Source organism: Mycobacterium intermedium, from assembly GCF_002086275.1.
Lineage (GTDB): Bacteria > Actinomycetota > Actinomycetes > Mycobacteriales > Mycobacteriaceae > Mycobacterium > Mycobacterium intermedium.
In genome coordinates, this window is sequence record NZ_MVHT01000083.1 from 17,681 (window position 1) to 30,382 (window position 12,702).

Below are 12,702 nucleotides of genomic sequence, written 5' to 3' on the forward strand. Positions count from 1 at the left end.
TCAACGACGTTAACGCTACGGCCGAGCGTTGAGGTGGCTACAGGAACGGCTCGAAGAGTTGCTTCCAACCCGGCCAGAAAATCACCGGGTCCGCCGAGGACGGCCAGAGCAGGGCCGGGTTCGCGCTCGGCGGTGGCCAGTTGCCCTGCAGGGTGTAGGCCATGACCTCCCACGGGTTGTTGTAGTAGGCGGCCGTCTCGACCAGCTTGTACCAATCGAGCTCCGGGTGCATCAGCCAGTAGCCGGTGCCGACGAAGAATCCGCCGCTCATCCATGCCGCGTACGAGGCGGAGAAGAACGGCCCGAATAGCCTGTTCTGCCAGACGTGCACACCCTCGTGATTGATCATGAGGTTTTCCGCACCGGGGCTGTATCCCAGGCTGGTGGTGACGTTCCCCAACGTTGTGGCGAAGCCGGGTATACCGATGCCGCCGCGATAGACGTGGGCGCCCGCGAGCTGGCTGAGGACGGGGTCGTAATTGGAGTTCGGCGTGAAGTCATTGACGATTTGCAGGCCGTAGCCCATCAACGTACCCGGCGCTCCCCAGGTGTAGTCGAGCACGAAGGCCAGCCATCCCCGCCAGTCGCGAAAGTCGTAGATGCTCAGTTGGCGACGAAGGAACTGGCTCACATAGTTGATCGCTTCACCGATCCCACCCGTTCCACCGGCGCCGACCACCGCCTCGGCACCACCCTGGATGGCTACACCGGCGGTATTGATGAGCGGGCGTCCCAACAATGCCTCGCTACGAGCGTTGAGCGCGCCCCGGAATCCGTCCAGCATCTGCCGCAACACTGCCGAGCCCGCCTCCTCCGCGGCCAGATACGAGCCAGCCCCCGCAGCCAACGCTTGCACGAACCGCTCGTGGAACACGCCGGCCTGAGCACTGAGCGCCTGGTATTGCTGACCGTACTCGGCGAAGAACGCCGCCGCCGCGGCTGACACCTCGTCGGCGGCTGCGGCCATCAACGCCGTCGTCGGGCCGGCGGCCGCCCGCTGCGCCGAGTGCAACGCCGCTTCGATGCCGGCCAAGTCCGCCGCCGCCGAGGTCAACAACTCGGGAGCCGCTACCAGTAATGACAACCCACTTCCTCCGAGTCGATGAACGGTCCGTGTGCGCATGAAGCGTATTCACGTCTCCGCGCCGCGTGTGCATTTTCGCCACACCGGTTACGCAACCGATGCCCAGCCGATCAGATGCCCGCAATTCCCAGCGCGAGCAGGACGCCTCCTACCACGACCAGCAGCGCGGCCACCTCGAGGCGGCGACGGGACGCGATCCAGTTGTTGAGCGCCGTCAGAGACTGGCGCGTTCTGTTGGGTGCCACGAGGTAGGCGACGAGTGAAATCTCCACCAACGCGAACGCCGTGACATTGAACAGGACCAGCGCACCGATCTGGGTCGTGGCCGATGCGCCAGAGGCCAAGATGACCGCCAACACCGCCAGGTAGTCCACCGAAGGCAGCGCGATTCCTAGGCCGGCAACACCCGCTACCCACAACGAGCGCCCGTTGAGGAGTCGCCGGAGCGGTGTCCGCAGCTTTTCCAGCATTTTGGAGACAATCCCGCCGTCGATAGCGCGCTCCGGCGGTTGGCGGCGCCAATGGCAAAGGGCGACCCTTGCTGCCAGTAGGGCCGCGACCAGCAAAGCCAGTCCCCCGATCAGAATCTGGACGCGCGGCAAGGTGAGGTGGGTGGACGCGACCAGCCGCCGTCGCAGGACGAAAATGACAACCAGACCTACCGTCGTCCCCATCGCGAATCCCCCGCTGAGGAATGCGAGCAACTGCAGCACCGGCCTGGGCCTGTTGACCATGAGCACCGTCATGGCGACCCGGAACGGTTCGAGGCTCACAGCCAGTGCCATGACCAGAATGGGGATCCACATTGCGTGTCGTCTGATCCGCTCAGGCGTCCAACCGGGTCGCGATCGCGTTCACGATCAGCAAGTCCTCCATTGGGCCACGATAAACATCTCGCTCCGTACAGGTATTCAATGGCCGCACCTTCGACAGCGCGGGGCGTGAGCTACCCGAAACACTTTGGGACAGCGTGTTATCCATCTGGCCTTCGGCACTACGCATGCTGGGCTAAGGGAAAAATGTTGGCTACCTTTGCAACTGGCGACTGTGAAACGATCAGGGCGAGAAAAACACTGGGCATCCCGGGTGAACTGCTGGCACCGTAAGGGTTGCCGCGGGTGTGGCTGAGTGGCGAGGCAGCGGCCTGCAAAGCCGTCTACACGGGTTCGAATCCCGTCACTCGCTCGCGACAAGACGCGGAATCGCATTCAATCGCCAGCGATGGTGCGATTCCGCGTCTGCGCGACGAATGATCAGGAAACCTGATAGCTGTCTCGGGAAATCTCGAAGCTACCCCCATGGGCGGTATCCCGGCAGCTCACGCCCGACATGGTGCTTTCGCACACCAGCGATCCCTTGGTGATCGTGCTGCCGTACGCGAGGGCCGGCCCGCCGCCGAGCGCGGTGTCGCCCGCACAGACAAACCGCGCGGAGTGCCCCACGTCGAGCACAATGCCCTGTCCGAAGTTCATGTGCTGGTCACAGCTGGCAGGCCTAGGCGGTGGTGACCACGTGCGGTCGCGGACATCGCAGCGAACCGATGACAAATCGATGATGCAGCCGATGTTTCCGCTCGGAGAGGTAAAGCCGACGATGTCGGCGTTGGCCGTTGGGGGTAGGACGATGCAGGCCGCCCACGCGCACCCCATGACGGTGCCCAGTCGAATTGTTGGTCGCATGACGCCCGACCCTACTGGGGCAAACTCCCTTCGCGACGATCGAGTTGTTCAGGTGGCGCAGCTCGATCAGTCGCGGTATTGGGCCACCCGGTCGGCATATTGGTCGAGCAGCCGCAGTGACTCGTCGCGCGGCTTGGTGGGTAGGAGCAGCGCCAATTGGTCAAAACCTAGGTCCTCCGCGGCGCGCCAGTAGTCGGGATCCTGGGGCGCGCCGAACATGGCCAGCGGCACGTCGTGGCTGGCGGCGGCACGCAGCTGTGCCACCCGGTCAGTGATATGCGGGATTGGGAGCGGGTTGGATATCCAGCCCGCCTCATGACGAGCCACGCGCTTGACCACGGCGTCGGAGTCGCCGCCGATGAAGATGGGCGGATGCGGTTTGCGCACCGGCTTCGGGCGACTGTACGACGGCGGGAAGTCCACATACTTGCCGTGGTACTCGGCGGGTTCGTTGGTCCATAGGGCTTTGATGGCCTCGATGCGTTCGTCCAGCAGTGCGCCGCGGGTCTTCGGGTTGGTGCCGTGGTCGCGCATTTCCTCGATGTTCCACCCGGCGCCTACGCCGAACACGAAGCGGCCGCCCGAGATCAGGTCGATGCTGGCGGCTTCTTTGGCCGTGATGATCGGGTCGCGCTGAATGAGCAAGGCGATGCCGGTAAAGAGCTCGATCTTCGAGGTGACAGCCGCGGCTGCGGCCAATGTGACGAAGGGGTCGAGGGTCCGGTAGTAGATCGACGGCAGTTCACCACCCCGCGGGTAAGGGGTTTCGCGACTGGCCGGGATGTGCGTGTGTTCGGCCACCACCAACGACTCGAAGCCGCGCTCTTCGATCCCTCGTGCCAGCGAGACCGTGTCGATGCTGTCGTCGTTGACGAACGTGGCGATACCGAACTTCATCGCGCTACCCCTGTCTGTTGGTTACTGCTCATCGCCGGATGCGCTGAGCGATGAGTTGGTCGAGCATCCGCACGGTCCGATCCATCGGCTCGGTGGATTTCGCGGCAAGACAGAGCACGACCGCCCCCTCCACCGCAGCGACGATGGTGGTGGCCAGCGACTCCGCGTCGTCGGGTCCGACGCCCTGGGCCCTGAGTCGGTCGGCCAGCGCGTTCTGCCAGTCGGCGAATACTTCGCCTGCAGCATCTGCGGCCGCGGGCGACTCAGTGCGTCCGAGCGCGGCAGCGACGATCGGGCAACCGGCGGTGTACTCGCTGGAACGCAGCGCTTCCTTCCAGCCCTCGACGAACGCCGCCAGTGACTGGCGGCCGTCGCAGTCGGCCGCAAAGTCGGCCAGCGTGGGATCGATGAGCCGACCTGCCGTCCGGGTCGCCTCAGCCATGAGTTCCGATTTCCCGCCCGGGAAGTTCACATAGACCGACCGGCGCGCTGTACCGCTGTGTTCAAGCAATTCCGCCAAGCCGGTGCCCGCCACGCCGTGGCGGCGCAGCAGTTCGATGGCGCTGCCGATCAGACGCTCGCGTGCGGTCACAGTTGCAGTATACCGATTGGTCTAATATCGTCCCTAGATAGACCAATCGGTATAACGCATGGAGGGGCTTCTTCTGATGGCATCCACACCGCCCGTCGCCCGGATCACCGGAGTTCGTAGGGAGAGCGGATTGAACAAGCCACGACAGCTGGTCCGACACCGTTGAGATGAGGAGACAACCATGACGAGCACCACCGACAAGACGTTGCGAAAGTTCCGCCGCGAACGCGCACTCGGACGCTACGTGCTCAACCCGCTCGTGAAGGGGATGAGCAAGCTGGGCTTACGGACCGCATTGGCCGCCGAACTGGAGACCATCGGCCGCAAGACGGGCCAGGTTCGCCGCGTCCCCGTGTCCGCGCAATTCGATGCCACCGGGGCGTGGGTGATTTGCCAGCACGGCACCCGTTCGGGGTGGGGCCGCAATATCGTGGACAACCCGAATGTTCGCCTGCGCCAGGGCAATCGGTGGCGCACCGGAGTCGCAACGATGCGGCCAGATGACGACGTGGTCGCGCGTGGCCGCCAGTTCGGGCGGCTAGGGGCCTCGGTGGTCAAGGCGTTGGAAACGTCGCCGGTGTCGGTGCGGATCGATTTCACCGACTAACGTTTCGCCTGCGGCTACAGCTGCGCCTTACCCGCACCGAACGTGGGCCCTCTGGCCCTCACACACCGGGCGACGGGTATACAAGCCACACACTCGACGACCCCACACGACGCGACCGCCCAGCCACCCGCGCCCAACGTGGGCCCTTTGGCCCCCACACCCCGCCGACGGGTACACAAGCCACACACCCGACGACGCCACACGGCGCCACGGCCCAGCCACCCGCGCCCAACGTGGGCCCTCTGGCCCCCACACACCGCCGACGGGTACACAAGCCACACACTCGACGACGCCACACGACGCCACCGCCCAGCGCGCTAACTGACGACGTTCGGCGTCACCAGGAACTTCTCGCCGGTGGCTCGTTTGACGTATTGGTTGAACGCCTCCGGCTGCAGCATGCCGGCGAGCGAAACCTCACCCGCGTAGTTGCTGGCGAAGGTCGTGGTGAGTTCCGCGGCGACCCGGGCCTGCAGTCGACCGACGGTTTCGGCTCCTGCGTTCTGCAGGAATGGCATGAGCAGCCATCCCCCGACACCCCAAGCCAGGCCGAAGTCCCGACCGAGGACCGTGGGACTCGTGTCGAGTACGCCGTAGATATAGACCTGTTTGTGGACGTTCGACCCATAGCGCGAGTACTCCGTCGCGGTCGCATTGGCGGCCCTTTCCATAGCGCTGAGGATCTGGCTCGCGATCGTCCCGCCACCTATCGCGTCGAACGCAAGCGTCGCCGATGTCGCCTTGACCGCTTCGACGAGTTCTTCGGAGAAGGACGCCGATGTCGAGTTGACGACGTGCCCTGCGCCGAGTGACTTCAACAACTCCACCTGTTCGGGCTTGCGGACGATATTGACCAGCGGTATCCCGTCTTTTTGGCAGATCTTCACCAGCATCTGGCCCAGATTCGATGCCGCGGCAGTGTGCACGAGCGCCGAATGCCCTTCGCGGCGCATGGTTTCCGTCATTCCGAGGGCCGTCAGCGGATTGACGAAGGACGACGCCCCATCCCGTGCCGTTGCTCCATCGGGAAGGACCAGACATGCGGACGCGTCGATCGTTCGGTATTGTGCGTACATCCCGCCGCCCGCCGCCCCCACTTTCTTGCCGACCAGAGCCTGCGCCGCCAGCGACGATCCGGCCGCAACCACAGTGCCAGCGCCCTCGATCCCCACCGGCAACGACTGACCGAGCCGCCCCGACAGCGCGCCAAGTGTCGCCGCCGCGACCGGGGCGGTGACGACGGGCCGCTCCGGCGTGCCCGATACCGTCGCCTTGCTCATGTCCGCGCCCGCAACAAGCAGGCCCAAGTCCGACGGGTTGATCGGCGAGGCTTCCACTCGCACCAGCACTTCATTGTCGGCGGGCACCGGCACGGGGACGTCGTGCAGCGAGAGTTCAAGCGTGCCATCGGAAGTCACCAACGAGCGCAGCTCGAGGGCGGAATCGGGTTGATCTGCGGTCATGGGTCGGGCCTCGTTCCTGTTCCAGACGGGTGGTCTCAACCTATGAACCGGCGACCCGTCATGAATCTTCCCCGGGCTCGCGAAACGCGATTTCGCGCGCCTACGCGCCTACCGTCGCAGCGCACCGACGACGAGTAGCGCCGCACCGATCAGCGGGCAGACGGTGCGGACGTGATTCCACAACGTCCACTGGCCTGCGTAGTCGTGCCACGCCCGCGCGGCGTTCGTGCCGGGTTTGACCTGCTCCAACTGGTCGTTGAGAGGCACGTTGAAGGCCGCCGTGACGAGCACCGCGATCACCGCCAAGACCGCACCGGCCAGCAGGTAACCGCTGCCGGGTTTGCGGAGCTGGACGACGGCGGCGATGCCGACTATCAAAGCCGCCGACGCCGAACCGAAAAACAACACCAAGAATGGCGTATTCACTTGTGCCTCAGCGTTGATGCCACGCATTACGAGGATCGCCTCCACCGGGTTGATGTGGTTCAGGCCCCGCATCACAAACGTGGAAAACGCGAAGAACAAGCCGCCGACTGCCGCGCTGCCAATCGCAGCGACCAAGGCCAGGAGACTGAGCGGGTTGATGCGCATGTCGGCAATTAAATCGAGATTGGCCAGGCGATCCAGTTATCACCACCGCGTGTCCGCGCGACGGAGACGTCAGGAGACGTAGACGGGCTAACCTCACGGTCATGCCCATGCTCGAACATCCTCGGGGCCGTGCCTACTACCGGCATTGGGCGGCCGCAGACCCGCACGCCGCCGTCGTTTTCCTGCACGGGTTCGGCGAACACACCGGGCTTTACCACCGGTATGCGTACGCCCTCAACGCGGCAGGCATTGACCTGTGGGCCGTCGACCAGTTCGGCCATGGACTCACCAGCGGCGAACGCGGCAATTTCGTCTCGATCGAGGCCAGTTCGGAGCTGGCTGACACGTTGACCGAGCTCGCCGAACGGCAACGGCCCGACCTACCCTTGGTCGCGCAGGGCCATTCGTTCGGTTCCGTGGTCACGCTGTGTCGGCTGCTGGATAACCCAGGCCGCTATCGTGCCGGCATCGTTTCCGGTGCCCCGCTTGCGCCGTTGCCCGAACTCTTGGCCGGGGACTCCCTCGATCTCGACCCGGCGTGGCTCTCGGCCGACCCGTTCTATCTCGATTCGCTGGAGAACGATCCGCTGGCCTTCGTCGATGCGAACGGATCGGCTCTGTCCCGCGAACTCGAAAAGGCGTGGAAACGATTCGAATCGGAGCTGCCGGGTCTCGCGGTCCCGACTCTGGCGGTACACGGCGCGGCCGACCCTATCGCGCCGATCGGCGCGGTGCGCGCATACGCTCAACAGATAGAGTGCTTGCAGCTCAAGGAATTTCCGGGTGGGCATCACGACATCCTCAACGAGACGGTGCATCGCGAGGTCGCGGCCGCGGTGATCGAATTCGTGGGTGGTTCGACGACCGCTGGATAGGCGCCTCACCCGAGAACCTTCCGGCGCGGCGGTTGCGGTGCCACGATGGAGTCCGTGCGCGCGTTCGCCTGTCCCGTCTGCGGGAGTTTCACTCCGTTCGAGTCGCGGCACTGCCCGAACTGCTTGGTGGAACTGGGTTTGCACGTCCCCACCCGCACCATGGTCGCGACGTCGTCGAATGCAGCGGTGATCGACGGCCAGACGTGGACCGCATGCACCAAGAGGGCGGACCTCGGCTGCAACTGGTTGGTTTCCGAGGACCAGGACCTGAGCGCACGGGGGCGTTGCCTGGCGGACTCGTTGATCCGGCGGGAGCCCGATGCTGACGACACCATCGCGGTGGAAAAGCTGGTCTCCACCGGAATTGCGTTGCGGCGTTTGATCTATCAACTCATCGATATCGGCCTGCCGGTCGACGCGTATTGGCGGAAAGACGGCGGACTTGCCTTCGACCTGCTGTCCAGTTACAGCGCCGGTGAGCGGGTGGTGATCGGCCACGCCGGCGGGGTGATCACGATCGATCTGGTCGAGTCGTTGGACGCCTACCGCGAGTCACTTCGGGTTCGCCTCGGAGAGCCCTACCGCACCATGCTCGGTCATTTTCGCCACGAGGTGGGCCACTACTACCAAAACGTGCTGGTCGAAACCGATCCCGGGGCGCAGCGCTACCTCGACGAGTGCCGCGAAATCTTCGGCGACGAGCGCGCCAGTTATCAAGACGAGCTGGCCCGACACTACAGATTCGGCGCTCCCCCGAACTGGGGTGAGTCCTTCATCTCCGAGTACGCGACGATGCACCCCTGGGAGGACTTCGCCGAGTGCTTCGCGCACTACTTGCACATCACCGGCACCATCGACACCGCCCGGGAGTCCGGACTGATCTTGCACGCCGACCGAGTCCGATTCTCGATGCAGCGGGACGTCCTTCCGCTGCCTTCCTATGAAGACACGCCGATCGAGGGACTATTGGAGGACTGGAAGTGGTTGTCCCTCTGCTTCAATCGGGTGAACACCGCCATGGGCAAGAATCCGCTCTACCCCTTCGACATTCCGCCCGCGGTCGTCCGCAAATTGGCGTTCGTACACAAAGTGATCCGCGAGACGGCTCGCGCATCCGGGTAAAGCGAAGTGCGGCAAGGAGAGTCGGATGTGTCGATGGGTTGGGTACCTGGGCGAACCGATCGCGCCCCGGGAGTTACTGCATGACCCGGAACGCTCTCTGATAGAGCAGAGCCGCCGGCATGCGCCAAATATGGAAATCCCCAACGGGGATGGCACCGGGCTGGGCTGGTATGAGCACCGCGCCGAACCCGCGCTGTTCCGCAGCATCACTCCTGCCTGGGGCGATGCAAACCTGTTGGAGCTGGCCACCGAGATTCGCAGCCGTGTGTTTCTTGCCCACGTGCGAGCCGGTACCGGGACGCCTGTCCAGCAGACCAACTGCCACCCATTCCGTTACCGCAACTGGCTTTTCGTGCACAACGGCTACATCGCCGGCTATCAGCGGTTGCGTCGCGATCTGCTGCTAGCGGTAGACCCGGCCTTGTTCGGAAACATCGCGGGATCTACCGATTCGGAACTGATGTTCCATCTCGCGCTCACCTTCGGTCTGACCGAAGACCCGATTGCCGGCATCGCCCGGATGGCAGGTTTTGTCGAAGCGACGGCCGCGGCGGCTGGGGTGAGCGAGCCGGCGTTGCAGATGACGGTGGGAGTCAGCGACGGAACACGCCTGTATGCGGTGCGCTACGCCAGCGGCCCGGACGTGAACACGCTGTTTGTCAGCGAAGATCTCGAATCCGTCCAGATGCTCTATCCGCACAACGAGCGACTGCTCCACTTCGGTGACCGCGCTCGGGTGGTGGTTTCCGAGCCGCTGACCGATCTGCCCGGTGCGTGGCGGGAGCTGCCCGCCGGGACCGCGCTGGTTATCGGCAAGGGCATCGAAGAGCGCCCGTTTCAGCCGATCGACTGAACGAACCGCCCCGGCTCGCAGCCGTCCAGCAACCGACCGGGCTTCCGTTCGCCGGACATGGAGATATAGCCTTTCTGCCGATTAATGCCATGGTCAACCCGGAGGAAACGTGTCCCGCAAAGCTCACAAGGTGATGGCAGGTCTGGCCATCTCGACGGTCTTCTGCGTCCCGACGGCGCACGCCGAGCCAGGGCCGGGAAGCGGTGAGACATTCTTCGTCGAATACATGACACGCGCGTTCACTCCCCCAGTGTCGGAAGCGGCAGCTCGGGCGATCATCCCGGTGGCGGAACTGGTCTGCGAAGCCAAAGCGCGCGGCGAAACCGACCAGCAGGCCGCAAACATCGTGCTGGCCGACAACGCAGTAGTGACTCTGGGCCTGTCCACCGGTTCCAGCGTCCGAGACGAGCCGACGGCGCTTGAGGTGGTCAATGCTGCAACGTTGGCGTATTGCCCGCAGTACAACCCCACCCTCAGCGCACCCGGCCTACCGATGGTGCCCGGGGAGGTAACTTAGCCCCGGGCCGGCCTGGCACGGCGCCGCTACAGCAGCGTCGCGCGCCCGACGACGATCGGATGGACGATCGCCGGCATGCCCCGCCACACGCCGTCGTCGGCAGTGACGGTGAACCCGCAGTCGCGCATCAGCTTCAAAGTCGGCCGGTTGCAGCAACACCCGCCGGCGAAGCCGCGCCACGGACGGAACATCAGGTCCTGGTATGCCGCCAGGAACCGTGAGTTGGCGCGGACGTGTTCGACGAACAGCAATTGCCCGTCGGGCCGAAGCACACGTGCGACCTCGCGCAGGGTGCGCTGTGGGTCGTCGACGGTGCACAGCACGAGCGTCGAGACGACGGTGTCCACGGAAGCATCGGGGAAGGGTAGGCGTTCGGCGGGTGCATCGACGATGCGCGCGTCGCGGCGTCCGTTGCGCTGCAGGCGGCGGATGAGCTTGCGGCGCATCGACGCGTCGGGCTCGGTGAGCACAAGCTCGATGTCGTCGGGATAGTGCGCGATGTTGAGGCCGGTTCCGGCGCCGATCTCGACGACCCGCCCGCGTGCGTTGCGCAGCAGCCCGCGCCGCCGGTTGCGCATGCCCGCGAGTTCGCCCAACCACAGGAACGGTTCGTAGACGAGGGCGAAAATCCGCATCCACACCTTGGACGGTGACGTCAGTTGCGTTCCGGTGCTGATTGTTTCGGTCATGCCGTGAACCTACGAGCGACGTCACCGGGCACGCATCGCCTTAATCGGCCATTTCTGCTGGATGGCCGATTCCGGCCATGTCAGAGCAGTCCGAGTCGCACGGCCTCGGCGACGGCCGCAGACCGCGAGGTGCGGCCCAGCTTGCGGCGGATGTTCGCCACGTGCCGGTGCACGGTATGCGAGCTCAACACCAGCTGCTCGGCGATCTCGCGATCGCTCAAACCCCTTGCAACGCAGGCGAGAATCTCACGCTCACGACCGGACAGCAGGACCTTCGCAGTTGGTTTGGACGGCGGCTGGACCGGTGCCAGCGCTGCGCGGCACGCCCGGACGACGGAGTCGACATCGCCGTGCCACGGGAAGTGGGCGCTCCCTTGCAGTGGAATGAACGTCGCGTTGGGGATCGCGGCCGCCACCTCGCGACCGAGCCGGAACGGCACGGCGCGGTCGTTGCGACGATGCACGACCAGTGCAGGCGCGCGGACGTTGGGCAGGTGTGCCCTAACGTCGAGACGGTAGACGAGCCGCAACAACGCGGCGGCGGTCTCGGCGCTCGCGGCGTCCCGCTGCAGCCGCGCAAAGCGTTCGTGCTCCACCGACTCCGTGCCCAGGAAGATGTCGCTGAGCAGTCGTGAGCCGAGCCCCCAGTGCGTGCGGACCGCCGTCAAGATCGAGTCGCCCACCTCCGGTGCCGTGATCGCCGCGCCATCCGAGTACGAGCCGTACAGCACCAAGCGCTCGACACGTTCCGGAAACGCTGCGGCGAAAGCGATTGCGGTGCAACTGCCGCAGGAGCCGCCGACAAGCGACACCCGCTCGAGATGGAGTTCGTCGAGCAGCGCTCGCAGCGTCGCGACTTCGCCGTCGAGGGTCAGATCCGACTCGTGCACCACGCGGTCCGACATGCCGACGCCGAGCCTGTCGTAGCGGATCAGTGTGTACCCGTCCGCAATACCTTCCCAGAACTGCCGGAAACTGGGCCAGCCAAACCCGCAGTGCCAGCGGGATGGGTGGCCGCGACGCACTGCTGGCCATCGCCACGAACACCAGGAAGTACGTGTTCAGCGAACCGCCCCAGTTGCAGGGCTTTACCGCCGATGAGTTGAATAGTCTGCGCGGCAATAAAATCGAGCCGGCGGTGAACGTCAAAGACTGGGTCGGTGCTGCCGTTGCGGCGGCCGACGGTCTGAACAAGGCCGTCGGGTCGAGTAAACCGGCCGACTCGCCCAAGCGAAACTGGCTGCCGATCGCGATCGGTGTCGCCGTCGCCGTGCTTGTCGTCTTGGTGATTGTCATTCTTTATCGCCGTCGGCGCCGGCGGGGCGCCGTCGCCGGAACTGCGGATGCCAGGACGGCCATAGACGGACGCGATCTTTCGTTGGGCCAGGCGTTGTCCATCGCGGACACCAGACTGCGCCAAGTCTCCGACTACATTGGCAGACACCACCCGAGCATCGGCTCGTCGGCTCAGGCCCGATACGACGACGCGCGGCGGCATTTGGCCGCTGCCCACGCAAGCCAGTCGAGCAATGCCGACGAAGCGATCGCCTACGCCAACAGGGCATCGACGCTGGCGGCCGAGGCGCAAGGCCTGGCCAACGACGACGTGTCGGCGGCGCACGGCAAACGGTCGCGGCGAAATAGCTCGTCGAAGCAGTGATCGAGGTACGAGCGACAAGTACCGGAATCCGGCATTAATTCTGTACGGCGACAAGTGCTTTCGAACTTTTCGC

Annotated in this window: 15 protein-coding genes and 1 tRNA gene; 7 read left to right on the forward strand and 9 right to left on the reverse strand. The window is 64.9% G+C overall.

Translation table 11 applies throughout. The annotated features are described in order from the left end of the window. Positions 1-37: 37 nt before the first annotated feature. Both BST27_RS34605 and BST27_RS23480 read right to left on the reverse strand, forming a co-directional pair. Positions 38-1,084 carry a PE family protein gene (locus tag BST27_RS34605; RefSeq protein WP_069421812.1) on the reverse strand — a complete coding sequence of 349 codons (1,047 nt, stop codon included), beginning with the start codon at positions 1,082-1,084 and terminating at the stop codon, positions 38-40. A gap of 110 nt (positions 1,085-1,194) precedes the next feature. Next, positions 1,195-1,890, reverse strand: a complete 696-nt coding sequence (locus BST27_RS23480; RefSeq protein ID WP_069421811.1) for a GAP family protein — start codon at positions 1,888-1,890, stop codon at positions 1,195-1,197. A gap of 308 nt (positions 1,891-2,198) precedes the next feature. Between BST27_RS23480 and BST27_RS23485 the strand changes: the two genes are divergently transcribed. Next, positions 2,199-2,269 (forward strand) — tRNA-Cys (locus BST27_RS23485). A 68-nt stretch (positions 2,270-2,337) separates the two neighbouring features. On the opposite strand, the gene BST27_RS23490 is transcribed toward BST27_RS23485, so the two are convergent. The 3 genes from BST27_RS23490 to BST27_RS23500 all read right to left on the reverse strand — a co-directional run bounded on the left by BST27_RS23490 (position 2,338) and on the right by BST27_RS23500 (position 4,252). After that, positions 2,338-2,763, reverse strand: a complete 426-nt coding sequence (locus BST27_RS23490; RefSeq protein WP_069421810.1) for a DUF6636 domain-containing protein — start codon at positions 2,761-2,763, stop codon at positions 2,338-2,340. Positions 2,764-2,829: 66 nt separating this feature from the next. After that, the gene (locus tag BST27_RS23495; protein ID WP_069421809.1) at positions 2,830-3,660 is read right to left on the reverse strand and encodes an LLM class F420-dependent oxidoreductase; all 831 of its coding nucleotides are present in this window, start codon (positions 3,658-3,660) and stop codon (positions 2,830-2,832) included. A 28-nt stretch (positions 3,661-3,688) separates the two neighbouring features. Next, positions 3,689-4,252 carry a TetR/AcrR family transcriptional regulator gene (locus BST27_RS23500; RefSeq protein WP_069421808.1) on the reverse strand — a complete coding sequence of 188 codons (564 nt, stop codon included), beginning with the start codon at positions 4,250-4,252 and terminating at the stop codon, positions 3,689-3,691. A gap of 181 nt (positions 4,253-4,433) precedes the next feature. On the opposite strand from BST27_RS23500, the gene BST27_RS23505 reads away from it, so the two are divergent. Beyond that, positions 4,434-4,859 carry a nitroreductase/quinone reductase family protein gene (locus BST27_RS23505; RefSeq protein ID WP_069421807.1) on the forward strand — a complete coding sequence of 142 codons (426 nt, stop codon included), beginning with the start codon at positions 4,434-4,436 and terminating at the stop codon, positions 4,857-4,859. Between the two features lie 317 nt (positions 4,860-5,176). On the opposite strand, the gene BST27_RS23510 is transcribed toward BST27_RS23505, so the two are convergent. Both BST27_RS23510 and BST27_RS23515 read right to left on the reverse strand, forming a co-directional pair. Continuing rightward, complete coding sequence (locus tag BST27_RS23510; protein ID WP_069421806.1) at positions 5,177-6,322, reverse strand: zinc-binding dehydrogenase; 1,146 nt, start codon at positions 6,320-6,322, stop codon at positions 5,177-5,179. Positions 6,323-6,430: 108 nt separating this feature from the next. After that, entirely contained in the window at positions 6,431-6,913 is a 483-nt protein-coding gene (locus BST27_RS23515) for an anthrone oxygenase family protein (protein ID WP_069421805.1), read from the reverse strand. A 101-nt stretch (positions 6,914-7,014) separates the two neighbouring features. On the opposite strand from BST27_RS23515, the gene BST27_RS23520 reads away from it, so the two are divergent. The 4 genes from BST27_RS23520 (at position 7,015) to BST27_RS23535 (ending at position 10,280) form a co-directional block, all read left to right on the forward strand. Continuing rightward, positions 7,015-7,788, forward strand: coding sequence for an alpha/beta fold hydrolase (locus BST27_RS23520; RefSeq protein WP_069421804.1), 774 nt, complete (start codon positions 7,015-7,017; stop codon positions 7,786-7,788). A gap of 54 nt (positions 7,789-7,842) precedes the next feature. Then, entirely contained in the window at positions 7,843-8,910 is a 1,068-nt protein-coding gene (locus BST27_RS23525) for a zinc-binding metallopeptidase family protein (RefSeq protein ID WP_069421825.1), read from the forward strand. A 25-nt stretch (positions 8,911-8,935) separates the two neighbouring features. After that, entirely contained in the window at positions 8,936-9,763 is an 828-nt protein-coding gene (locus tag BST27_RS23530) for a class II glutamine amidotransferase (RefSeq protein WP_069421803.1), read from the forward strand. A gap of 109 nt (positions 9,764-9,872) precedes the next feature. After that, positions 9,873-10,280: a DUF732 domain-containing protein gene (locus BST27_RS23535; protein WP_069421802.1), complete on the forward strand. Its 408-nt coding sequence runs from the start codon at positions 9,873-9,875 to the stop codon at positions 10,278-10,280. A gap of 26 nt (positions 10,281-10,306) precedes the next feature. Here the strand turns inward: BST27_RS23535 and BST27_RS23540 are convergent, their stop codons facing one another. Together BST27_RS23540 and BST27_RS31630 are read right to left on the reverse strand one after the other, a co-directional pair. Further along, the gene (locus BST27_RS23540) at positions 10,307-10,969 is read right to left on the reverse strand and encodes a class I SAM-dependent methyltransferase (protein ID WP_079219978.1); all 663 of its coding nucleotides are present in this window, start codon (positions 10,967-10,969) and stop codon (positions 10,307-10,309) included. A gap of 80 nt (positions 10,970-11,049) precedes the next feature. Beyond that, on the reverse strand, positions 11,050-11,994 hold the full coding sequence (locus BST27_RS31630; RefSeq protein ID WP_249025715.1) for an alpha/beta fold hydrolase: 945 nt from the start codon (positions 11,992-11,994) through the stop codon (positions 11,050-11,052). Here BST27_RS31630 and BST27_RS31635 point away from each other — a divergent pair. Next, a complete protein-coding gene (locus BST27_RS31635; RefSeq protein WP_139805326.1) occupies positions 11,976-12,629 on the forward strand; it encodes a TPM domain-containing protein in 654 nt (217 codons plus the stop codon). The two genes, BST27_RS31630 and BST27_RS31635, sit on opposite strands and share 19 nt — an antisense overlap. Positions 12,630-12,702 lie beyond the last annotated feature (73 nt).